This window comes from Kitasatospora sp. NPDC001132, from assembly GCF_053598415.1.
The window spans coordinates 1-21961 of record NZ_JBSFKF010000031.1; the positions used below are offsets into that span (position 1 = coordinate 1).

General features: G+C 75.0%; 16 protein-coding genes and 1 pseudogene. 10 read left to right on the top strand and 7 right to left on the bottom strand.

Features of this window, described 5'->3' with window-relative positions; translation table 11 throughout:
• Together ACWDBE_RS30575 and cysC are read right to left on the bottom strand one after the other, a co-directional pair.
• Positions 1-149 (bottom strand): annotated as a pseudogene (locus ACWDBE_RS30575) (sulfate adenylyltransferase subunit CysD); the annotation flags it as partial.
• 17 nt (positions 150-166) lie between these two features.
• Positions 167-724 (bottom strand): adenylyl-sulfate kinase, encoded by a 558-nt coding sequence (gene cysC, locus ACWDBE_RS30580; RefSeq protein WP_449791275.1) that lies wholly within the window; start codon positions 722-724, stop codon positions 167-169.
• A 201-nt stretch (positions 725-925) separates the two neighbouring features.
• Between cysC and ACWDBE_RS30585 the strand changes: the two genes are divergently transcribed.
• Positions 926-1285 (top strand): PaaI family thioesterase, encoded by a 360-nt coding sequence (locus ACWDBE_RS30585; RefSeq protein ID WP_449791274.1) that lies wholly within the window; start codon positions 926-928, stop codon positions 1283-1285.
• A 92-nt stretch (positions 1286-1377) separates the two neighbouring features.
• Here the strand turns inward: ACWDBE_RS30585 and ACWDBE_RS30590 are convergent, their stop codons facing one another.
• The 5 genes from ACWDBE_RS30590 to ACWDBE_RS30610 all read right to left on the bottom strand — a co-directional run bounded on the left by ACWDBE_RS30590 (position 1378) and on the right by ACWDBE_RS30610 (position 6249).
• The gene (locus ACWDBE_RS30590) at positions 1378-2565 is read right to left on the bottom strand and encodes an acyltransferase family protein (protein WP_449791273.1); all 1188 of its coding nucleotides are present in this window, start codon (positions 2563-2565) and stop codon (positions 1378-1380) included.
• Positions 2565-2891: an acyl carrier protein gene (locus ACWDBE_RS30595; protein WP_449791272.1), complete on the bottom strand. Its 327-nt coding sequence runs from the start codon at positions 2889-2891 to the stop codon at positions 2565-2567. The genes ACWDBE_RS30590 and ACWDBE_RS30595 overlap by 1 nt, the downstream gene beginning before the upstream one ends.
• Before the next feature lie 4 nt (positions 2892-2895).
• Positions 2896-3957 carry a transketolase family protein gene (locus ACWDBE_RS30600; RefSeq protein ID WP_449809609.1) on the bottom strand — a complete coding sequence of 354 codons (1062 nt, stop codon included), beginning with the start codon at positions 3955-3957 and terminating at the stop codon, positions 2896-2898.
• The gene (locus ACWDBE_RS30605; RefSeq protein WP_449809610.1) at positions 3954-4865 is read right to left on the bottom strand and encodes a transketolase; all 912 of its coding nucleotides are present in this window, start codon (positions 4863-4865) and stop codon (positions 3954-3956) included. The genes ACWDBE_RS30600 and ACWDBE_RS30605 overlap by 4 nt, the downstream gene beginning before the upstream one ends.
• 61 nt (positions 4866-4926) lie before the next feature.
• Positions 4927-6249, bottom strand: coding sequence for a DegT/DnrJ/EryC1/StrS family aminotransferase (locus ACWDBE_RS30610; RefSeq protein WP_449791269.1), 1323 nt, complete (start codon positions 6247-6249; stop codon positions 4927-4929).
• 251 nt (positions 6250-6500) lie between these two features.
• Here ACWDBE_RS30610 and ACWDBE_RS30615 point away from each other — a divergent pair, with 251 nt between their 5' ends.
• The 9 genes from ACWDBE_RS30615 (at position 6501) to ACWDBE_RS30655 (ending at position 21956) form a co-directional block, all read left to right on the top strand.
• Positions 6501-6680 (top strand): alpha-aminoadipate/glutamate carrier protein LysW, encoded by a 180-nt coding sequence (locus ACWDBE_RS30615; protein ID WP_449791268.1) that lies wholly within the window; start codon positions 6501-6503, stop codon positions 6678-6680.
• 98 nt (positions 6681-6778) lie between these two features.
• Positions 6779-7759 (top strand): N-acetyl-gamma-glutamyl-phosphate reductase, encoded by a 981-nt coding sequence (argC, locus tag ACWDBE_RS30620; protein WP_449791267.1) that lies wholly within the window; start codon positions 6779-6781, stop codon positions 7757-7759.
• A 124-nt stretch (positions 7760-7883) separates the two neighbouring features.
• Entirely contained in the window at positions 7884-8741 is an 858-nt protein-coding gene (gene argB / locus ACWDBE_RS30625; protein WP_449809611.1) for an acetylglutamate kinase, read from the top strand.
• Entirely contained in the window at positions 8734-9864 is a 1131-nt protein-coding gene (locus ACWDBE_RS30630) for a M20/M25/M40 family metallo-hydrolase (protein ID WP_449791265.1), read from the top strand. Before argB ends, ACWDBE_RS30630 begins: the two co-directional genes overlap by 8 nt.
• Positions 9864-10685, top strand: coding sequence for an SDR family oxidoreductase (locus ACWDBE_RS30635; RefSeq protein ID WP_449791264.1), 822 nt, complete (start codon positions 9864-9866; stop codon positions 10683-10685). The genes ACWDBE_RS30630 and ACWDBE_RS30635 overlap by 1 nt, the downstream gene beginning before the upstream one ends.
• Positions 10686-10768: 83 nt before the next feature.
• A complete protein-coding gene (locus ACWDBE_RS30640) occupies positions 10769-15322 on the top strand; it encodes a non-ribosomal peptide synthetase (protein ID WP_449809612.1) in 4554 nt (1517 codons plus the stop codon).
• Between the two features lie 115 nt (positions 15323-15437).
• On the top strand, positions 15438-15656 hold the full coding sequence (locus tag ACWDBE_RS30645) for an MbtH family protein (RefSeq protein ID WP_449791262.1): 219 nt from the start codon (positions 15438-15440) through the stop codon (positions 15654-15656).
• Positions 15649-20994: a type I polyketide synthase gene (locus ACWDBE_RS30650; RefSeq protein WP_449809613.1), complete on the top strand. Its 5346-nt coding sequence runs from the start codon at positions 15649-15651 to the stop codon at positions 20992-20994. The genes ACWDBE_RS30645 and ACWDBE_RS30650 overlap by 8 nt, the downstream gene beginning before the upstream one ends.
• Before the next feature lie 209 nt (positions 20995-21203).
• Positions 21204-21956, top strand: a complete 753-nt coding sequence (locus tag ACWDBE_RS30655; protein WP_449809614.1) for a 2OG-Fe dioxygenase family protein — start codon at positions 21204-21206, stop codon at positions 21954-21956.
• Positions 21957-21961 lie beyond the last annotated feature (5 nt).

Consider the following 21961-nt stretch of genomic DNA (forward strand, 5'->3'; position numbering starts at 1 on the left):
GAGTCCTTGCCGCCGGAGAAGAGGATCACCGGGCGCTCGAACTCCCCCGCGACCTCGCGGAAGACGTGCACCGACTCGGCCTCCAGCGCGTCCAGATGCGACAGGGCCGGGAGCCCGGACGACGTGCACGGCGCGACGGCGGGTCGCAGGAGCGGGTCCACGGCGGTCACCCGACGAACCGCTTCGCCACCAGCAGGCCCAGGAGTGCCTCGGCGGACTCCTCGGCGCTCTGGCGGTGGGCCGGGATGACGAGGTCGGGTCGTTCGGGGGTCTCGTACGGGTCGTCCACCCCGGTGAGGCCGGAGATCTCCCCGGCGGCCTGCTTCGCGTACAGGCCCTTGACGTCGCGTTCGGCGCAGACCTCGACCGGGGTGGCGACGTGGACTTCGAGGAACCCGGTGCCGCTGTCGGCGTGCCGGGTGCGTACGGCCCGGCGGCTGTCGGCGTAGGGGGCGACGACCGGGACGAGGACGATGACGCCGTTGCGGGCGAGGACGTCGGCCATCAGGCCGATCCGCTGGAGGTTCTCGTGCCGGTCGGCGCGGTCGAATCCGAGGCCTGCCGACAGGGTACGCCGCATGGCGTCGCCGTCCAGGACCTCGACCCGGTGCCCGTCGCCGCGCAGCCGCTCGGCCAGCAGGGTCGCGATGGTCGTCTTGCCCGCGCTGGGCAGGCCGGTCAGCAGGACGGTCACACCGCAGTCGCACGATCCGGGGCGAACCATGGTCGGTTGAACCTCTTTCTGGGGGTCGGCGCCGCAGGGCCGGCGGGACTCCTGGGGCGAGGGACACAACGGGTCCGTTCCGAGGGGCCTTGCCGGGTCGGCGGGCAGCTGGGATTCTCGGGATCCATGACGACAGACACGACAGAAGCAACAGAGACGACAGCAGTGGCAGGCATCCGGGAGCTGTGGCTCGGACCCTACGTGGAGCATCTGGGCCTGCGGTTCGAGGAGATCGGCCGGGACCGGGTGGTGGCGGTGTGGTCCGCGCGTGCGGACCTGCTGCAGCCGCACGGCATCCTGCACGGCGGGGTGCACTGCGCGGTGGTGGAGTCCGTGGCCAGCGTGGCCGCCGACCGCTGGCTGGGGGAACGGGGCACGGTGGTCGGGGTCAGCAACTCCACGGACTTCTTCGCGCCGGTGACGGGGGCCAACGGGCGGCTGACCTCGACGGCGCTTCCGGTCCACCGGGGCGCCTCCCAGCAGGTGTGGGCGGTGGAGACGGTGGACGCCGTGGGCAGCCTGGTGGCCCGCGGCCAGGTCCGGCTGCAGAACCTGCGCTGAGGCGGCCGCCCGCGCCCCTGACCGGGCCCGCCGGGAGGGTTTCCTTCCGGCGGGCCCGGTCACGCGGCTGGTCCGCACGGCCTGTCCGTGGGTCAGGCCGGGGCCGGTACGGCCTGCGGGGGCCGAGCCGCCCGGCTCCAACGCCGCATGACGGGCCGTTCCACCAGGACGTACAGCAGCCAGGCGAGGACCAGGCTGGCGAGCAGGGTCAGCGCGGACAGGCCGACGACCGCCGGCCAGGTCGAGGCGGTGCCGCGCTTGGCGCCGAACAGCGGTGAGGTGCGGCCGATCCAGCCGTACGTCACCACCAGCCAGTGCACCAGGTAGAAGGCGAAGGAGATCTCGCCGAGGAACACCATGACCCGCCCGCCGAGCAGGGTGCGGCGCCCGCCGATGTCGGCGGTGGCGGCGGAAGCCACCAGCAGGGCGAGCGGGACGGCGGTGAGCACGACGAAGCCGAGCCGGTCCGACACCTCGCCCTTGGCGACGAACGGGATGACGGGCAGGAGCAGGGCGGCGGGCAGCGGCAGGCGGATCCACCGCCCGTTGACGACGATCAGCGCGGTGACGATCCCGAGGACGAACTCCAGCATCCGTGCCGGCGGGAAGAACGTCATGAACCACATGGAGTACCAGGGCTGGTGGGTGCCCAGGTGCGTGCCGCCGCTCCTGGGCAGGGCGGAGGCGATCAGCGGGACGGCCCAGATCGCCGCGTAGGTGAGCAGGAACGCGAGCCACAGTCTGGCGGGCGGGATCCGGCGCAGCAGCGCCACCAGCCAGGGGAAGCAGAGGTAGAACAGCACCTCGCAGGCCAGCGACCAGGCCGGGGTGTTCGACCAGAGGTTGAACTGGAGCTTCTGGTCGGGGATCCACGACTGCACCAGGAACAGGGTGGTGATGCTGTCGCGCCCGGACAGGGCGTGGCCGGCGCTCGCCGCGAGCAGGAGCGCGGCCGCGAACGTCACCAGGTGGTTCGGGTAGATCTTGAAGAACCGGCGGCGCCAGAACTTCCCGACGGTGTCGCCCTCCTGGGCCACCCAGGTCAGGACGAAGCCGCTGAGGATGAAGAAGAACGACACCCCGACGGCGCCTGCCTCGTAGAACAGCCGCAGCACGAAGGTCTGCTGCGGGGCGACGCGGGGCAGCAGGTTGATGCCGAGGTGGGACAACAGCACCAGGAAGGCGGCGACGAAGCGCAGGCCGGTCAGGGAGTGGAGGTTCTTCCGGCGCTGCGCCGGCACGTCCGCCGGAGCGGCCGTGCGCTGGGCGGACCGCTGCATCAGGCACCTCTGGGGGGCTCGGCGGGGGAGGAGCAGGGACCACCGGCCGGTTCGGCGGGGGCGGCGGGGTCGGAACCGGGGGAGAGCTCACCGGCCAGTTCGCGTACGACGGTGGACCGGTAGAAGTTGCGCACCGGGAGGCGCCGGCCCTGTTCGGCCTCGATCAGGTCGATCACTTCCATGGCGGTCAGCGAGGTGCCGCCGAGCTCGAAGAACTCGTCGTCCGCGGAAACCGTGTGCGGTAGCCGGAGCACCCGCTCGAACACGCTCTGCACGTAGCGGATGCGGTCCTCGTCGTGGACCAGGGCCCGGTAGGCCATCGTCATCACCTCATCGTCGGGTTTCTCGGGTTCGCGGGGTGCTCAGCCCGCCGGTGGCGGCCAGCAGCTTGCGGGCGGCGTCCACCACCGCGGCGGTGCTCACGCCGTGCTGCTCCAGGGCGGCCCGCTGGCCGGCGACGCGTTCGCCGGGGCGTCCGCGCACGGCCAGGCGGTGTACGGGCAGGGCGAGTTCGGCGGCGACCACCTCGGTGACGGCGTCGCCGAGGCCGCCCTGCGGGCGGTGCTCCTCGACGGTCACCACCCCGGCGCGGCCGCGGCAGGCGGCCAGCAGGCCGTCGTGGTCCAGCGGGTGCAGCGTGTGTAGGTCCAGCACCTGCGTGCCGGTGCCGTCACCGGCCAGGACGTCGGCCGCCTCCAGGGCGAACAGCAGCGGCAGCGGGCCGGCCGCGACCACCGTGACGTCCGCGCCCTCGCGCAGCACCCGGGCCCGGCCCAGGCGCAGCTCGGGCACCGGCCCGGGCGGTTCGGGCGTGGCCGAGCGGCCCAGCCGCAGGTAGCCGGGGCCGGGCAGTTCGTGCAACTGCCGGACGGCGGTGCCGATCAGACGGGCGTCACCGGGCACGACGACGGCCAGGTCGGGCAGGGCGCGGGTGACCGCCAGGTCCTCCAGGGCGAAGTGGCTGGTGCCGAAGTGGGCGGCGGCCAGGCCGCCGTGGGTGGCGATCACCCGCACCGGCAGCCGGTTGCCGGCCACGTCCAGCTTGAGGAACTCGCCGGCGCGCAGCGTGGCGAAGGCGGCCATGGTGTGCACGTACGGCACGAAGCCGCGGCGGGCGAGACCGGCGGCGACCGTCATCAGGTTCGCCTCGGCGATCCCGACGTTGACGTACCGTTCGGGGAACCGCTCGCCGAAGGTGTTCTCCAGGCCTCCGGTGTCGGAGTCCAGGCAGATCACCCGGGGGTCGGTGGCGGCCAGCTCCAGCAGGGCCTCGCGGTAGGCGGCCCGCGGGTCGGGCCCCGGGGTCCGACCCGGCTGGGAGTGCTGGACCGGCTGCGGCTCCGCGGCCGGGGCGGCGGCCTCCGCGGTCCGGGCCGCGGTGGCGTCGTTCACTGCGCACCTCCGGCCGGGCGGGCGAGTGCGGTCAGGGCCCGGCGCACCAGGGCCGGGGAGAGCTTGGCGTAGTGGCCGGCCACCCGCTGTTCCAGGAACGGCACCCCGCGCCCCTTCACCGTCCGGGCGATCACGGCGACCGGGCCGTCCGGGGAGGGACGCAGGGCCTCGGCCAGCGCGGCCGGGTCGTGTCCGTCCACGGTACGCACCTGCCAGCCGAACGCGACGAACTTGGCGTCCAGCGGTTCGAGGGAGACGCAGTCCTCGGTGCCGCCGGTGATCTGCAGTCCGTTGCGGTCCACCGCCGCGACCAGTCCGGGCAGCCGGCGGTGCCCGGCGAGCAGGGCCGCCTCCCAGACGCTGCCCTCCTGCAGCTCTCCGTCGCCCAGCACGGTGTACACGTGCCGGCCGCTGCCGAGCAGCTGCTCGGCCAGGGCCAGCCCGACCGACAGGCCCAGGCCGTGGCCCAGCGAGCCGGTGGCGAACTCGACGCCTGGCAGGGTGTGCGAGGGGTGGCCGAACAGCCGGCTGCCGGGGCGGGCGTAGCCGTCCAGTTCGCCGGCCGGGAGCCGGCCGAGCTGGACCAGCGCGCTGTAGAGCGCGGGGGCGGCGTGGCCCTTGCTGAGGACGAAGGCGTCGCCGGGGCGCAGCAGCCGGGTGTGCAGGACGGCGATCAGCTCGGCGCAGGACAGGCTGCCGCCGGCGTGCGCGCCCTCGGGGCCGCCGGCCATCCGGATCACGTCCTCCCGGATCCGCCGGGCCATCAGGGCCGGGTCCGTCACCAGGGTGTCGTCAGGGGTCGGGGTGCCGTCCTCCCCTGGCGGCCGGGCGACGTCCGGGGCAGGCGCACCGCCCTGCGGGGTGTCGGCGGGCGGGTGGGGCGGGCCGGTCGCGATCGGCGCGGCCATGTCGGGCTCCCTTCGGACGGGGTCGGTCCGGGCGGCGGGCGGTCGGGGCGGGTGGTGCGGGTCAGCCGCGGCGCAGGACGTCCTGCCAGGTCGGGGCGGGGCGGGAGCGGGCCATCCGGCGGATCAGGTCGAGGTGCTCCCAGGCCTTCTCGAAGCCGTCGGCGTAGTGGCGCAGCAGCGGGGCCGAGTCCGGGTCGAGGTGGCGGCGCTGCAGGCACAGCGACCCGTCGACGACGGCGCAGGTCACCGGGAAGCGCTCGGCCACCTCGTCCGGCGCGGAGCCGGCGTCCGGCCCGGTCGGGCGGAAGGCGGGGTGCGCGGGCAGCGGGGCGACCTGGTACTGGGAGACCGGCACGCCCTCGGCGCGCAGCACCCGGTGCAGGGCGGCGCGCAGACCGGTGCGGTGTTCGGGGCCCAGACCGAGCTCCTGCGGGTCGGGCAGCAGGCGCAGGATGTGCCAGGCGTGGGTGCGCCCGGGCGGGATCCGCGGCACCCGCAGCCCGGGCAACCGGCCCAGCCGGTCGAGGAATTCACGGATCCCGGGCTCGCGCCGGCGGGCGTTGTCGTCGAAGCGTTCCAGCTGGGAGCGGGTGAACGCGGCCGCCATCGGCGCGATCCGGGCGTTGAGCGCCGCCCGGTGGGCGATGTAGCTGCGCGCGCCTGTGGGCTGCAGCTCGCCGAAGTTGCGCAACCGTACGAGCTGTTCGCGCAGGCCGTCGTCGTCGGTGGTGACGAGTCCGCCCTCGCCGCAGGTGGGCAGGTTCTTGTGGGGATGCAGGCTGAAGCAGCCGGCGGTGCCCAGCGCGCCGGCCCGCCGGCCGTCCAGCTGCGCGCCGTGGGCCTGGGCGGCGTCCTCCACGACGGGGACGTCGAGGCGGGCGGCCAGGCGGTTCAGCGCGGGCATGTCGGCGGGCAGCCCGTGCAGGTGGACCGGCAGCAGGGCCGCGGTGCGGGGGCCGGCGGCTTCGGCCGTGCGCGACGGGTCCATGGTGTAGGTGTCGGGTTCGATGTCGGCGAAGACGGGGGTCGCGCCGGTCGCGGCCACCGCGTGGGCGGTGGCGTTCATGGTCAGGGCGGGGACGATCACCTCGTCGCCGGTGCCGGTCCCGCAGCCGCGCAGGGCCAGGTGCAGGGCGGCGGTGCCGGAGGCGACGGCGACGCAGTGCCGGGTCCCGGTGGCCCGGGCCCAGGCCTCCTCCAGGGCGGCGACCTCGGGTTCCCCGGGGGAGGCGGCGTTCAGCCTGCCGCCGTGCAGCACGCGCAGGACGGCCTGCTCGTCGGCGCCGGTGACGATCGGCCAGGTGCCGCCGGGGGCGTCCCTGGGCACGGCCCGGGTGCCGCCGAGCAGGGCGAGGGCGGTCCTGGTGCGGGCGGTCTCAGGCATGGGCGGGCTCCTCCGGGCGGACGGCGCCGCACGGGCGGGGCCGTCGCCTCGGACATCCGACACCCTGTAATGCAGAGTGTGTGTACTCGTCATCCTCCACCGGACCCGACCTCCCGCCTGTTCTGCGCTGAAAGAGTGTGTGGGGCGACGGTCCCCGAACCGATCTCGGGGGTGTGCTGTTGTGCAGCATGTGTTAGTTTCTGCAGTGTTCTCGATAGAGAGTAGTCAACACAATCTGCAGGAGGCAACAGATGACCACTGCACTGAGCGCGCAGTGCCCGGAGTGCCAGGGCTCCGTGGACGTGCCCGGAGATGTGCTGGCCGCCGAGATCGTGATCTGCGGACACTGCTCCAGTGAGCTCGAAGTGGTGGCGACCGGGCCGCTGGTGCTGGCCCTGGCCCCCGAGGTCGAGGAGGACTGGGGCGAGTAGCACCGCCCCCGCCCCACCCGGCCGCCCGCGGGCAGCCGGATCCGGGCGGAAAGTCGGCCGATGGCGCAAGTCGACCACGATTCGGGGGAGTTGGCCCGGTGAAGGTGAGTGTTCTCGGAGCGGCCGGCTACACCGGCGGGGAACTGCTGCGGCTGGTGCACGCCCATCCGGAGCTGGACCTGGTGCAGGCGCTCTCGCGCCGGTACGCGGGACGGCCGGTGGGGGAGGTGCACCCCAATCTGCACCACCTGGGGCTGACCTTCCGCGCCCCGCAGGAGCTGGAACAGGTGGACACCGCCTTCCTGGCGCTGCCCGCCGGGGCGTCGGCCGAAGTGGAGGCCGGGATCGCGGAGCGGGCCGGGACGATCGTGGACCTGAGCCCGGACTTCCGGGCCGGTGCCCGGTCGGCCTCCGGGGACGCCTACCGCACCGGCCTGCCGGAGCTGTTCGGTGGGGAGCTGCCCGGGGCCCGGCGGATCAGCGTGCCCGGCTGCATGGCCACCGCCGCCGTACTGGCGCTGGCCCCGCTGCAGCGGGCGGGCCTGGTGGCGGGCGACGTGGTGGTGGACGCCCGGGCCGGCTCCTCCGGCTCCGGGGCTGAGCCGGGCCCCTCCTCCCACCACGCCGAGCGGGCTCGGGCCTTCCGGGTCTACCGGCCCGCCGGGCACCGGCACGAGGCCGAGATCGCGGCGCTGGCCGGGGTGCGGGCCCGGATGACGGTGACCGCCGTCCCGGCCGTGCGCGGCGCGCAGGTGCTCTGCCACGTCACACCGCCACAGCCGGTCACCCGGCGGGATGTCCTGCGGGTGCTCCAACGCGCTTACGCGGCAAGCCCGTTCGTACGGGTGGTGGCCCGCGGCCGCGGGGTGCACCGGCTGCCCGACCCGCAGTTCCTCGCCGGCAGCAACTTCGTGGACGTGGGCTGCGCGGTGGACGAGGACGGCGGGCGGATCGTGCTGGTGGCCGCGCTGGACAACCTGGTGAAGGGCGCGGCCGGCGGCGGGGTGCAGAGTCTGAACGTGGCCCTGGGCCTGCCCGAGGACGCGGGACTGGGATTCCCGGGCCTCCACCCCGCCTGACACCCGCCCGGCACCCCGCCCTCCCGGGGCGGAGTGGTACGGCACGACACGGCGCGACGATCCCGACGGAACGGCGCGACGGCACAGCGGCACGCACACGACGGCGACGGGAGGTGGGCGGGAGATGGCACAGGATCAGGGCCCGGCGGCCGAAGGGGTGGTCGTCGTCAAGATCGGCGGGGGATCCGACCCGGTGCCGGTGCTGGACGAACTGGCCGAGCTGGCCGCCGGGGGCCGGCCCGCGGTGCTGGTGCACGGCGGCGGCGCGGCCGCCGACCGGCTGGCCGACCGGCTCGGCGTCGAGCGGCAGGTGATCCGGTCCCCGGACGGCACGCACAGCCGGCGCACCGACCCGCAGATGCTCGAAGTGATCACCCTGGCCCTGCTCGGCCAGGTGAAGCCCCAGCTGGTCGGCGGACTGCGGGCACGCGGCGCCCGGGCCGTGGGCCTCAGCGGCGCGGACGGCGCGCTGCTGACCGCCTCCCGCAAACCGGCCCTGCGGTCCGTGCACGCCGGACGCACCGTCATGATCCGCGACGACCGGGCCGGCCGGATCGAGCACGTCGACCCCGCCCTGGTGCGCGCGGCCCTGGAACGCGGCGAGGTCCCCGTGGTCTCCCCGCCCGCCAGCGACCCCGAGGGCAACCTGCTCAACGTGGACGCCGACGAGGCGGCCGCCCGACTGGCCGAGGCGCTGGGAGCGTCGGCGCTGGTCCTGCTCACCGACGTCGGCGGGGTCCTGGCCGACCCCGCCGACCCGGACAGCCGCATCCCCGAGGTCGGCCCCGCCCACCTGGACGGGGACACCGTCCGCGGACGCATGCGGCACAAGGTGCGGGCCGGGCTACGGGCCAGCCGGACCGTGCCGCACGTGGCCATCGCCACCGCCCACCAGGCCCGGCCGATCCACCGGGCGCTGACCGGCTCCGGCACCCGGCTGCGCGAGGACGCCCCCCTGCGCGAGGAGGCTTCGGATGAGTGAGCGCCGCCCCGCCCTGGCCCGCCAGGTCCGCCCCGACCCCGCCGGCGGGGACTACCCCGCGTGGCTGCTTCGGGCCGCACTCAGCATCCCCTCCGTCTCCGGACGGGAACGCGCGGTCGCCGCCTTCCTGGCCGAGCAGATGGCCGCCCTCGGCTTCCGGGCGCACGTCGACGAGGTCGGCAACGCGCACGGCCTGATCGGCCCACCCGACGGCCCCACCGTCATGCTGCTCGGCCACATCGACACCGTCCCCGGCCAGGTGCCGGTGTGCCAGATCGGCGACCTGCTCTACGGCCGCGGCGCGGTCGACGCCAAGGGCGCCATGGTCACCATGATCTGCGCCGCCGCCCGCACCCACGGGGTGCGGGTGCACGTGATCGGCGCGGTCGGCGAGGAGGTGGCCGGATCGGTCGGCGCCCGCCACGTGCTGGCCACCGTCGAACGCCCGGCCGCGGTGCTGATCGGCGAACCCAGCGGCTGGGACGGCGTCTGCCTGGGCTACAAGGGCCGCACCGGCCTCGAGTACGAGATCGAACAGCCGCCGCTGCACACCAGCAGCCCCGAACCGACCGCCGTGGAACGCGCCGTGGGCTTCGCCCGGGACGTCCAGGACTACCTGCGCGCCCTGACCCCCCACGAACAGGACCCGATCGCCTTCGCCGTCGCCGCCGCCACCCTCACCCGCCTCAGCGGCGACCTCGCCCGCGCCGAGGCCTTCCTCACCTGCCGGGTCCCGCCCGGCTTCGACTTCGACGCACTGGAGCGCTTCGCCCGCAGCCTCCCGCACACCCGCATCCGGGTCGACGAACGGGTGCCCGGGGTGACCCGCCCGCGCGCCGACCCGGTGGTCAGCCAGCTGCGCGCCGCCATCACCGCCCACGGTGCCCGCCCCACCCTCAAGCTCAAGGCCGGCACCTCGGACATGAACACCCTCGACCCGTGGGACGTCCCGATGGCCGCCTACGGCCCCGGCGACGCCCACCTGGACCACACCACCGACGAACACCTCCCGCTCAGCGACCTCCACCGCGCGATCGACGTGCTGGCGCTCGCTCTGCCCCGGCTCGCCCGGCAGCTGGCCGCCCGCCCGTTCGCCGCCCCTCCCGATCCCCTGGAGGCCTGATGCTGCTCGACGGCCACGTCGCCATGATCACCGGTGCCGCCCGCGCCCTGGGCCGCTCGCACGCCCTGGCCTTCGCCCGCGAAGGCGCCGACCTGCTCCTGACCGACCACTGCGCCCCGGACGCCGGCCCCTACCCGATGTCCAGCCGGCGCGACCTGGAGGAGACCGCCGACGCCTGCCGCCGGCTCGGCAGCCGGGTGTTCACCGCCGTCGCCGACGTGCGCGACCAGAGCGCCGTCGACAAGGCGGTCGACACCGGCCTGGACGAGTTCGGCCGCATCGACGTCCTGCTGAACAACGCCGGCGTGCTCGGACCCGGCGGCCGGCGCACCCACGAACTGACCGAGGACCAGTGGCAGCTCGCACTGGACGTCAACCTGAGCGGCACCTGGCGCTGTTGCCGGGCCGTCCTGCCGCACATGGTCGCCCAGGGCGGCGGACGGATCGTCAACACCGCCTCCACCGGCGCCCGGGTCGCCTTCGAGCTCTACGCCAACTACGTCGCCTCCAAGCACGGGGTGATCGGCCTGACCAAGGCCATCGCGCTGGAGTACGGCCGCCACGGCGTACGGGCCAACGCCGTCAGCCCGAGCACCGTCGCCGACGACGACGCGCTCGGCACCCGCAGCACCCGCGCCGTCGCCGCCGCCATGGGCGCCGAACTCCCCGACTACGAACACACCTCCGCCGCCCTGCACCCGATCGGCCGCCTGGTCACCGCAGCCGAGGTATCCGCCGCCTGCCTGTGGCTGGCCGGCCCGCACTCCGGCGGCGTCACCGGCACCGAACTGGTCGTGGACGGCGGCTTCACCGTCCACTGAACCGCCTCCGGCCACCCGCCACCCCGCCGCACCCCGCACCGCGCCGCACCCGGGCCCCACCGACCGACGAAGGAGCTCCCGCCATGGACCAGCCGACCGAGCCGCAGACTCGGCCGGACGCACCGGTGGACGGCACGGCCCCGCCCGACCTGGCCGCGCTGCGCACCCGCCTGGCCGCCCTGAACCCCCGGCAGCGCCGGCTGGTGGAACGGATGCTGGCCCGTGAGGGCACCGCCGCCGGCATCACCCGCCGCGCCGACGACACCGCCGAGGCCCCCTGCTCCTTCGAGCAGGAACGCCTGTGGTTCATGTACGAGCTGCTGACCCGGCGCGAGATCTTCCACGTCCCCGTCGCCCTGCGCCTGGACGGCGACCTCGACCCCGACGCCCTCCAGCGCGCCCTGTCCCGGCTCGTCGAACGCCACGAAGCCCTGCGCACCGTCTTCCGCCAGCGCGACGGCAGGCCCCGTCAACTGGTCCTGGAACACCTGCCGCTGCCGCTGGAACGGGTCGACTGCACCACCGCCGAGGACCCGGAGGCCACCGCCCGCGACCTCGCCTCCCAGCTGGTCACCGACGACTTCGACCTCGCCCGCGGCCCGCTGCTGCGCTGCACGCTCTACCGCACCGCCGAGCGCAGCCACCTGCTCGCCCTGGTGCAGCACCACATCGTGTCCGACACCTGGTCCCTGGGCATCCTCCTCGACGACCTCGGCACCCTCTACGCCCACGAGCGGGGCGAGGGCCCCGCCCCCGCCCCGCTCGACCTGCACTACCCCGACTTCGCGGCCTGGCAGCGCGCCGCCCTGGACGGCCCCGCCCTGCGCCGCACCCTCGACTTCTGGCGCGAGCACCTCGACGGCGCCCCCGACGCCCTCGACCTGCCCACCGACCGCCCCCGCCCCGCCCTGCGCGCCAGCCAGGGACGCTTCCACCACGTCCGCTTCGGCGCCGACCTCGTCACCGGACTGCGCGAACTGGCCCGCGCCCACGACACCACCCTGCTCGCCGCGTTCCTCGCCGGCCACGCCGCGCTGCTCTCCCGACTCGTGCGCACCGACTCCGTGGTCATCGGCGTCCCGGTGGCCGGCCGCCCGCGCCCCGAGACCCAGACGATGATCGGCTACTTCCTCAACTGGCTGCCCCTGCACATCCATCTCGGCGACCGCCCCGACCTGCCCACCCTGGTCGCACGCACCGGCGCCGCCCTGGCCGGGGCGATGGCCCACCAGGAGCTGCCGTTCGACATGTTGGTGCGCGAACTCCAGCGCCCCCGCCACCCCGGCCGCACCCCCGTCTTCCAGACCTCCTTCTCGTTGCGCGACGGCGCCCCGCCCACCCCCCGGATGCCCGGCCTGGACACCGCGCTCGCCGAACTCGACGGCGGCGCCACCCACTACGACCTGATGGCCGAACTGTGGTGCGAGGGCGACGAGGTGGTCGGCTACCTGCCCTACGACGACGAACTCCTCGACGCGTCCACCGTCGCCCGCTGGGCCGACTGGCTGGAGACGCTCCTGCGCGCCGGCCTCGCCGCCCCCGGCGTCCCGGTCGCCGACCTGGAGATCCACCGGCCCGGCGAGCACGTCCTGTTCCCCGCCCGCGGGCTCACCCCGCCCCCGCCCGCCGCCCCGCCCGCCCCCACCACCCTGCACGGCGCCTTCGCGGCCCACGTCGCCCGCCGTCCCGGCGCCACCGCCGTCCAGGACGAACGCGAACACCTCGACTACGCCCGGCTGTCCGAACGCGCCGACCGCGTCGCCGCCGCCCTCCAGGCCCGCGGCGAAGGCCCCGGCAGCATCGTCGGCCTCGTCCTGGAACGCACCGTCGACCTGCCCGCCGCCGTCCTCGGCGTCCTGCGCGCCGGCGCCGCCTACCTGCCCGTCGACCCGGACAACCCCGCCGAGCGCACCGCCGAGCAGTTCGCCGAATGCCGCGTGCGCACCGTCCTGACCACCCCCGACCTCGCCAAGGCCCCCGCCCTCGTCCTCGACACCGGCCCGCAGGTCCTCACGGTCGACTGGCAAGACCCCGCTTGGCACAGCGGTACCCCCGCCCCCGTCGACGTCCCCGCCGACGCCCCCGCCTACGTCATCTACACCTCCGGCTCCACCGGCCGGCCCAAGGGCGTCCTCGTCACCCACCACCACGTGCTGCGCCTGCTCGCCGCCTGCGACGAACACCTGGACCTGGGCCCCGACGACGTCTGGACCCTCTTCCACTCCTACGCCTTCGACTTCTCCGTCTGGGAGCTCTTCGGCGCCCTCCTGCACGGCGCCCGCCTGGTCATCGTGCCGCGCTGGGCCACCCGCGCCCCCGACGTGTTCGCCGACCTCCTGCGCACCGAACACGTCACCGTCCTCAGCCAGACCCCCTCCGCCTTCCGCCAGGTCTCCGCCGCCCTCCTCGAGCACCCCGGCGACACCGACCTGCGGTACGTCGTCTTCGGCGGCGAGGCCCTCCACCACGCCGCCCTGCGCCCCTGGACCGACGCCCACGGCGACCGGCACCCGCAGCTGGTCAACCTGTACGGGATCACCGAGACCACCGTCCACGTCACCCTGCGCCCGGTCCGCACCGCCGACCTCGACGACCCCGCCTCCCTCATCGGCCCGCCGCTGCCCGACCTCTCCCTCCACCTGCTCGACGACTCCCTCCACCCCGTCGGCACCGGCGTGCCCGGCGAGATCTTCGTCGGCGGGGAGGGCGTCGCCCTGGGCTACGTTGCCAACCCCGCACTCACCGCCCAGCGGATGCTCCCCGACCCCTTCAGCCCCCGCCCCGGCGCCCGCATGTACCGCAGCGGCGACCTCGCCCTGCGCCGCCCCGACGGCGAACTCGTCTACCTCGGCCGCGCCGACGACCAGGTGAAGATCCGCGGACACCGCATCGAACCCGGCGAGGTCCAGGCCGCCCTCGACGCCCTCGACACCGTCGCCCGCGCCGCCGTCGTCCTCGAACGCGACCGCCTCGGCTCCGCCGCCCTGGCCGGCTACGTCGTCCCCGCCGACGGCACCGTCACCACCGGCGCCGCCGTACGCCGCGCCCTGCTGCGCACCCTGCCGGAGTGGATGGTGCCCGCCACCGTCACCGTCCTGGACGAACTGCCGCTCACCCGCAACGGCAAGCTCGACCGCCGGGCACTGGCCGAGCGCCGCGACCACACCGCACCCACTGGGCCGCGCGGCGAGCCCCCGTGCGGCGACACCGCCCGCGAACTGGCCGCGATCTGGTGCGAGCTGCTCGGCGTGCCCGCGGTCGGCGGCGAGGACGACTTCTTCGAACTCGGCGGCCACTCCCTGATGGTGATGCACCTGGTCGCCCGCATCCGCACCGCCCTGGGCACCGACGTCCCCGTCGACACCCTCTTCCGCCGCTCCCGGCTCCAGCCCCTGGCCGACGCCGTGGACGACCTGCGCACCGCCGCCGCCACACCCGTCACCGACCCGGTCGTCGACGCGCCCGACGCCGAACTGGCCGCCGTACGCGCCGACCTCGCCACCCGCACCGCCCGCATCCCCCGCCCCGCCTCCCGCCCCGCCGCCCCGAGCACCACCGTCCTGCTCACCGGTGCCACCGGCTTCGTCGGCCGCTTCGTTCTGGCCCGGCTCCTCGCCGACGGCGCCCACGTGACCTGCCTGCTGCGCGGCGCCGCCGGCCGCCGCGACCGGCTCACCGCCACCCTGGCCGGCCTCGGCCTGAACCCCGGGGACCACGCCGACCGCCTCGAACTCCTCGACGGCGACATCGCCGCCCCCGGCCTCGGCCTCACCGGCCACGACCGCGACCGGCTCGCCGAGCGCACCGGCCGGATCGTCCACACCGCCGCCCACGTCAACCACGTCTACCCCTACGACGAACTCGCCGCCGCCAACACCCACAGCGTCGCCGCCCTGCTCGACCTCGCCGCCCGCGGCCGCCGCAAGAGCCTCACCCTGGTGTCCACCAGCTCCGTCCACGACTCCGCCGCCAACCCGCCCGGCGCCACCGTCACCCCTGGCCCGCTACGTGTCCTGCCCGGCGCCGCCAACGGCTACGTCCGCTCCAAGGCCGTCGCCGAGCTCTACCTCGACCACGCCGCCGAGCACGACGTGCCCGCCACGGTCGTCCGCATCCCCAGCGTGTTCGGCGACGAGCAGCGCCACCAGATCAACCCCGCCGACGCCGTGTGGAGCTGGACCCGCGCGATGACCGACACCGGCGCCTTCCCCGCGAGCTTCGACCTGGAGGACAACGAACTCTTCCAGGCCCTGCCCGGGGACGCCGCCGCCCACGCGATCCTGCACGCCGACCACGGCCACACCACCCCCGGCACCCGCCACGTCGACGCGGTCCCCGCGGCCGTCGGCACCACCCGGGACCTGGTCGCCGCCGTCCGCGCCGCCGGACACCCGCTGCGGCCCTGCCCCGACCAGCAGTGGTACACCCGCGTCGCCGCCCTCGACCCCGTCCGGGTCTGGGTCGCCGGCCTCGCCGGCCCCATCGCCGCCCACCTCGCCGCGGACCCCTCGGCCGCGGCCCCCCGCACCCTGCGCCGCTGCACCGCCCCCGACCACCTGGGCGAACTGCTGCGCACGCGGGCCCTGCACACCCCGGCCCAGCTGACCGGGTACATCCGGACGCTCGACGCGTCCTGACCCGCGGCCGCGACCGGCGCCCCCGCCGGAACACCGCCGCACCCGCCCCGCACGGCCACGGATGAGACCACGTCATGAGACCCACCGAACAGGGCTGCGAAAGGAATGGTCCCTGATGAGTACGGATGATCGCACCTACCTCGTGGTGCGTAACCACGAGGACCAGTACTCGATCTGGCCCACCGGACAGGACGTCCCGGACGGCTGGGTCGCAGAGGGCTTCGACGGCCCCAAGGACGAATGCCTGGCGCACATCGCCCAGGTATGGACAGACCTGCGGCCGCTGAGCCTGCGCCGCACCGGTGTCGAGACGGGAGAGGTGCACGTTGCCTGAGACGCAGCAGACCCAGCCGGCGAACCCCGCCCCCGCCGAGGAACCGCTCGCGGTGATCGGCATGAGCTGTCGCTTCGCTCCCGACCTCGACACTCCCGGCAGGCTGTGGGAGTTCCTGCGTGAGGGACGCAGCTCGGTCGGCGAGATGCCCGCCCGGCGGTGGGACCCCTACGAGACCACCCCCCAGACCCGCGCCATCCTGCGCACGACCACCCGCAAGGGCTCGTTCCTGCGCGACATCGAGGGCTTCGACGCCGAGTTCTTCCAGATCACCCCCCGCGAGGCCGAGTACCTCGACCCGCAGCAGCGCATCATGCTCGAACTCGCCTGGGAAGCCCTGTGCGACGCCGGGCTGCCGCCGACCTCCCTGGCCGGCACCGACACCGGCGTCTACGTCGCCGCGAACTCCAACGACTACGGCCGCCGCCTGCTGGAGGACCTGGAGCGCACCGGCGCCTGGGCCGTCAACGGCACCACCTTCTACGGCATCGCCAACCGCATCTCCTACTTCCTCGACACCCGCGGCCCCTCCATGGCCGTCGACACCGCCTGCGCGGGATCGCTCACCGCCCTGCACGTCGCCTGCCAGGGCCTGCGCAACCGGGAGACCGGCGTGGCCATCGTCGGCGGCATCAACGTCATGGCCTCCCCGGCCCTGGTGGTCGCCCTGGACGCCGCCTCCGCGACCTCCTCCGACGGGCGCAGCAAGGCCTTCGACAAGGCCGCCGACGGCTACGGCCGCGGCGAGGGCGGCGGCGTCGTCGTCCTCAAGCGCCTGTCCGACGCGCAGCGCGACGGCGACCCGATCCACGGCCTGGTGATCGGCAGCGGCCTGCACCAGGACGGCCGCTCCGACGGCATGATGGCGCCCAACAGCGACGCCCAGGGGCGCATGCTGCGCGAGGTCTACGAGCGCGCCGGCATCGACCCGCGCAGTGTGCAGTACGTCGAGGCGCACGGGACCGGCACCCGCCTGGGCGACACCGCCGAGGCCCGCGCGATCGGCGGGGTCCTGGGCGCCGGACGCGACGCCGACGACCCGCTGCTGATCGGCACCCTCAAGCCGAACGTCGGCCACGTGGAGGCCGCCTCCGGCATCGCCGGCGTCATCAAGGTCCTCCTGGGCATGCGCCACGGCGAACTGCCGCCCAGCCCGCACCAGGAGGTCAACCCCGAACTCGGCCTGGAGGCCTCCGGACTGCGCCTGGTCGGCGAGCCGACCCCGTGGCCCGAGGGCGAGCACGGCCGGCGCGCCGGCGTCTCCAGCTACGGCGTCGGCGGCTCCCTCGCCCACGCCGTCCTCCAGCAGGCACCCCGCCCCGAGGAGGCCGCCGCGGCCGGTGCGCCCGCCGCGGGGGAGCAGGCCACCGAGGACCGGCCCGGCCCCGCCCGGCCGCGGCTGTTCCCGCTGTCCGCCGCCTCCGAGCAGGGGCTGCGCGCCCTGGCCGCCGAGGCCGCCGACTGGCTGCGCGCCCGTCCCGGCACCGACCTCGACGACCTCGCCCACACCCTCACCACCCGCCGCTCCCACCTGGCCCGCCGCGCCGCCGTGGTGGCCGAGGACACCAAGGAGCTGCTGGCCGGCCTCGACGCCCTCGCCGACGCCGAGGCCTCGCCCGCCGCGGCCACCGGCGCCGCCTCCGCCTTCGGCGACAGCGGCGCCGCCGGAGCGGTCTGGGTGTTCTCCGGACACGGCTCCCAGTGGACCGGCATGGGCCGCGAACTCCTCACGACGCAGCCCCGGTTCGCCCGCGTCATCGACGAGCTCGCCGCGGTGTTCGCCGAGGAGCTCGGCTGGACCCCGCGCGAGGCGATCGAGGCCGGCGGCCCCTGGACCGTCACCCGCACCCAGGCCATGACCTTCGCCATGCAGGTCGCCCTCGCCGAGGTCTGGTCCGGCCTCGGCCTGCGCCCCGGCGCGGTGATCGGCCACTCCGTCGGCGAGATCGCCGCCGCCGTCGTGGCCGGCAGTCTGGAGCGCACCGCCGCGGCCCGCTTCGCCTGCCGCCGCGCCCGCGCCCTGGAGGCCGCCGCCGGCCGCGGTGCCATGGCGATGGTCCCGCTGGCCTTCGCCGACGTCGAGCAGCGCACCGCGGACCGCGAGGGCGTGGTCGCCGCGATCGCCGCCAGCCCGCTGTCCACCGTCGTCTCCGGGGACACCGACGCCGTCGAGGCACTGGTCGCCGACCTCGCCGCCGAGGGCATCCAGGCACGCCGGGTCAACACCGACGTCGCCTTCCACAGCCCCCACGTCCACGGGATCCTCGACGAGGTCCGCCGCGCCGCCGGCGAACTCCACGCCACCGCCCCGACCGTGACGCTCTACAGCACCGCCCTGGCCGACCCGCGCTCCACCGCGCCCCGCGAGGGCGAGTACTGGGCCACCAACCTGGCCGACCCGGTCCGCTTCCACCAGGCCGTACGCGCCGCCCTGGACGACGGCGCCCGCGTCTTCCTCGAAGTCTCCTCCCACCCGGTGGTCGCCCACTCCATCACCGAGACCGCCCTGGACGCCGACCTGCCCGACACCCAGGTCGCCCTCACCCTGCGCCGGGACCAGCCCGAACAGCGCACCCTGCTGGCCAACCTGGCCCGCCTGCACTGCCTGGGCACCCCCGTCACCTGGTCCTGCCCCGGCGAACTGGTCGACGTCCCGGCCGTGCGCTGGCAGCACCGGCCCTACTGGATCTTCCCCGACACCCCGGCCGAGCACGGCGCCGGCCGCGGCCACGACCCCGACAAGCACACCCTCATCGGCGGCCGCACCACCGTCGCCAGCGCCCCCGTCCAGCGCGTGTGGCAGACCGAACTCAGCATGGACAACCGCCCCTACGCCCAGTCCCACAAGGTCGTCGGCGTCGAGACCGTCCCCGCCTCCGTCGTCCTCAACTCCTTCATCGCCGCCGCCGCCGGCGACGGCGAGGAACCCTGGGGCCTGCGCGACATCGTCTTCCGCATCCCCCTGGCCGCCCACCCCACCCGCGTCGTGCAGGTGGTGATGGAACAGGACAAGGCCCGCCTGGCCAGCCGCATCAAGCGCGACCAGGACGGCACCGCCGCCCACGACGACGAGTGGCTCACCCACACCACCGCCACCGTCGTGCGCGAGCCCGAGCTCACCGCCACCGAGCTGGAGGACCCGGACGCCATCCGCGCCCGTTGCCCCGTCTCCTGGACCTGGGCCAAGGTCGACGGCATCTTCCGCGCCATGGGCGTGGACGGCTACACCTTCCCCTGGGTCGTGGAGGAACTCGTCCGCGGCGACGGCGAACAGCTCGCCACCGTCACCGTCGACCACACCCCCAAACTCCACCCCTCCAGCTGGACCGCCGTCGTCGACGCAGCCCTCACCGCCAGCGGCGTCCTCGTGATGAGCGAGGACTCCACCGTCCTGCGCACCTGCTCGCACCTGGAGTCCCTCGCCTTCCGCGGCGCCCCGCCGGCGCGCATCCTCGTCCACACCACCCGGGACCCGCGCACCCCCGACACCATCGACATGACCGTCGCCGACGACACCGGACGGGTGGTCTGCCAGGCCCGCGGCCTGCGCTACATCAAGGTCCAGGACATCGGCTCCGGCGCCGCCGGCCCCCGCGACCTGGTCCACGAACTTGCCTGGGAGGCCGTCGAGGTCCCCGCCCGCACCCCGGCCCCCCGCCGGGCCCTGCTCGTCGGCCGGCCCGACGAGGGCCCCGCCCTGGCCGAGGCCCTCGCTGCCCGCGGCGTGGAGACCCGAGCCGTTCCCGACGCCACCGCCATCGGCGAGGGCCTGCTCAGGGCCGGCGACGCCGTCCTCGTGGCCCCGCCCGCCCTGCTGCCCGGCGAGGCCCCCGAGCACGCCGCCCGCCGCTGCGCCGGGGCCCTGCTGGACGCCGTCCAGCAGATCGCCGCCATCCCCGAGGAGAAGCACCGCCCCACCGTGTGGGTGCTCACCCGAGGTGTGCGCGAGGCCCGCACCGAAGCCGCCCTCGCCCACGCCCCGCTGTGGGGCGCCGGCCGTATCGTCGCCGGCGAACGCCCCGACCTGTGGGGCGGCACCATCGACCTCGCCGAGGACGCCGACCCGGCCGGGGCCGCCGCCCTCATCGGCGCCCTGCCGCCCACCGAGGACGTCCTCTCCCTCACCACCGAGGGCGTCTTCGCCGCCCGGCTGCGCCGCATCGAGCGGCCCGCCGCCCACGAGGCCGCCGACTGCCGCCCCGACGGCACCTACCTGATCACCGGCGGCCTCGGCTCGCTCGGCCTGGACGCCGCCCGCCACCTCGCCGAACGCGGCGCCCGCCGACTGGTCCTGATCGGCCGCCGGGGCCTGCCGCCCCGCTCCGAGTGGGACCGCGTCACCGACCCCGCCGTCGCCGCCCAGGTCGCCGAGGTCGCTGCCCTGGAGGCCGCCGGAGCCACCGTCAAGGTCCTGCGCCTGGACGTCTCCGACCTCGAGGCCGCCGCCCGCGCCCTGGACCCCGCCGCCCTGGACCTGCCGCCGGTGCGCGGCATCGTCCACTGCGCCGGCGTCGTCTCCGACGCCCTCGTGGACAACAGCGGCCCGGCGAACCTCGACACCACCATGGGCCCCAAGGCCGACGGCGCCATGGTCCTGCACCGGCTCTTCCCGGCCGGCACGCTGGACTTCTTCACCATGTTCTCCTCCTGCGGCCAGCTCGCCCGCCTCACCGGCCAGGTCAGCTACGCCTCCGCCAACTCCTTCCTGGACGCCCTGGCCGCGCTGCGCCGCCACCAGGGCGAGAGCGGGGCGACCAGCTTCGCCTGGGCCCAGTGGATCGGGCGGGGCATGGGCGAGACCACCGGCAAGGCGACCATCCTGGAAGCCGAGTCCCGCGGCATGGGCGGCATCACCGTCTCCGAGGCGCTGCGCAGCTGGAGCTACGCCGAGCGCTACGCCCTGCCCTACGCGGCGGTGCTGCGGGTGCTGCCCGGCCACACTCTGCCGGTGTTCTCGCACCTGTCGGTCACCGACGCCGGCGCGCAGGCAACCGGTTCGGCGGCGGTGGACTGGCCGGCCGTGCCGGCCGGCGAACTGGCCGAGCTGGTGCTGGCGGAGACGCACGGACAGGTCGCCGCCGAACTCAACCTCGCCCCCGAGGACATCGCGATCGACCGCCCGCTGCTCGAACTCGGCGTCGACTCGGTGCTCACCGTGGCCCTGCGGGTGCGGCTGCACCGCTGCTTCGCGGTGGACCTGCCGCCCACGATCCTGTGGAGCAACCCGACGGTCCGAGCGTTGGCGCAGTTCCTCGCCGCCGAGATCGGCGCCGCCGCCGACGACGTCGAGGGGGACACGGCGGTGCGGCAGGACCCGGTCGCCGAACCGGTCGGCTGACCCGCCCGGCCGGTCCGGGACGGGCACGCACGGTGCCCCTCCCGGGCCGGTCACCCGGCAACAGTCTGCAGGACAGCAATGTAGTGTTTGTAGTATGATCCCTGCGATGCTGTGGTTTCTGTTGCGCCCGTTGACGTCGAACCGTTGAACCGTAGAACCGAAACCGCTGAGGGGAATCCACCCATGGACGTCCAGGCCAGGACCCGGCGATGACCGGAAAGCCGACACCCGGAAGTCTCCGCGCTGACGATTTCGCCCACCGGGGCTGGGCCCACGGCCGCCTGAGCGAACCGACCACAGGCGCCGACTGGCAGCAGTTCGCGTCCGCGTGGGACGCCCTGGTGCCCGACGCGTACCTCGGCCCGGCCCGCTGCCGCCGCAACCGCCGCTACGGCCGGGTGCTCGCCCATCGCGACGGCACCCTGGAACCGCTGCGCGGCACCGGGTTCTTCCAGAGCAAGGAGGTCAACCCGGTCTTCGGCGACCAGCTGCGCGTGTTCGAGCCGCTGACCGACTCCGCGCTGGCCAGCCCCCCGTTCGCCCGGATCCTGCGCGAGGGCGTCACCCTCGTCAACGAGGCCGTGGGCGTACGGGACTGGGAGCTGGGCATCCACTTCATCCGCGTCCTCACCGACACCAGCGGCGGCTCGGAACCCGCCCCCGAGGGCCGGCACTGCGACGGCCACGCCTACGTCGCCATCCACCTGATCGGCCGCCACCACGTCGTCGGCGGCGAGAACACCGTCTACCGGCGCGGCGAGGACAAGGCCCAGCACACGGTCACCATGACCGAGCCGCTGGAGACCCTGCTGCTGTCCGACACCGAGATGGACCACGCCGTCAGCGAGATCCGGCCCGAACGGAACAGCCCGTCCGGCTGGCGCGACACCATGATCGTCGACTTCAGCACCGTGCCCGCCCCCGACCGGCTGCCGGGGCGCACGCACGAAAAACTCCAGTGACCGGG

Coding starts and splice junctions, on each gene's coding strand:
- ACWDBE_RS30590 (WP_449791273.1), bottom strand. CDS start 2,565: ATGCAGCGGTCCGCCCAGCGCACGGCCGCTCCGGCGGACGTGCCGGCG.
- ACWDBE_RS30610 (WP_449791269.1), bottom strand. CDS start 6,249: ATGCCTGAGACCGCCCGCACCAGGACCGCCCTCGCCCTGCTCGGCGGC.
- ACWDBE_RS30630 (WP_449791265.1), top strand. CDS start 8,734: ATGAGTGAGCGCCGCCCCGCCCTGGCCCGCCAGGTCCGCCCCGACCCC.
- ACWDBE_RS30595 (WP_449791272.1), bottom strand. CDS start 2,891: ATGACGATGGCCTACCGGGCCCTGGTCCACGACGAGGACCGCATCCGC.
- ACWDBE_RS30615 (WP_449791268.1), top strand. CDS start 6,501: ATGACCACTGCACTGAGCGCGCAGTGCCCGGAGTGCCAGGGCTCCGTG.
- argB (WP_449809611.1), top strand. CDS start 7,884: ATGGCACAGGATCAGGGCCCGGCGGCCGAAGGGGTGGTCGTCGTCAAG.
- ACWDBE_RS30655 (WP_449809614.1), top strand. CDS start 21,204: ATGACCGGAAAGCCGACACCCGGAAGTCTCCGCGCTGACGATTTCGCC.
- ACWDBE_RS30645 (WP_449791262.1), top strand. CDS start 15,438: ATGAGTACGGATGATCGCACCTACCTCGTGGTGCGTAACCACGAGGAC.
- ACWDBE_RS30635 (WP_449791264.1), top strand. CDS start 9,864: ATGCTGCTCGACGGCCACGTCGCCATGATCACCGGTGCCGCCCGCGCC.
- ACWDBE_RS30640 (WP_449809612.1), top strand. CDS start 10,769: ATGGACCAGCCGACCGAGCCGCAGACTCGGCCGGACGCACCGGTGGAC.
- cysC (WP_449791275.1), bottom strand. CDS start 724: ATGGTTCGCCCCGGATCGTGCGACTGCGGTGTGACCGTCCTGCTGACC.
- ACWDBE_RS30605 (WP_449809610.1), bottom strand. CDS start 4,865: ATGGCCGCGCCGATCGCGACCGGCCCGCCCCACCCGCCCGCCGACACC.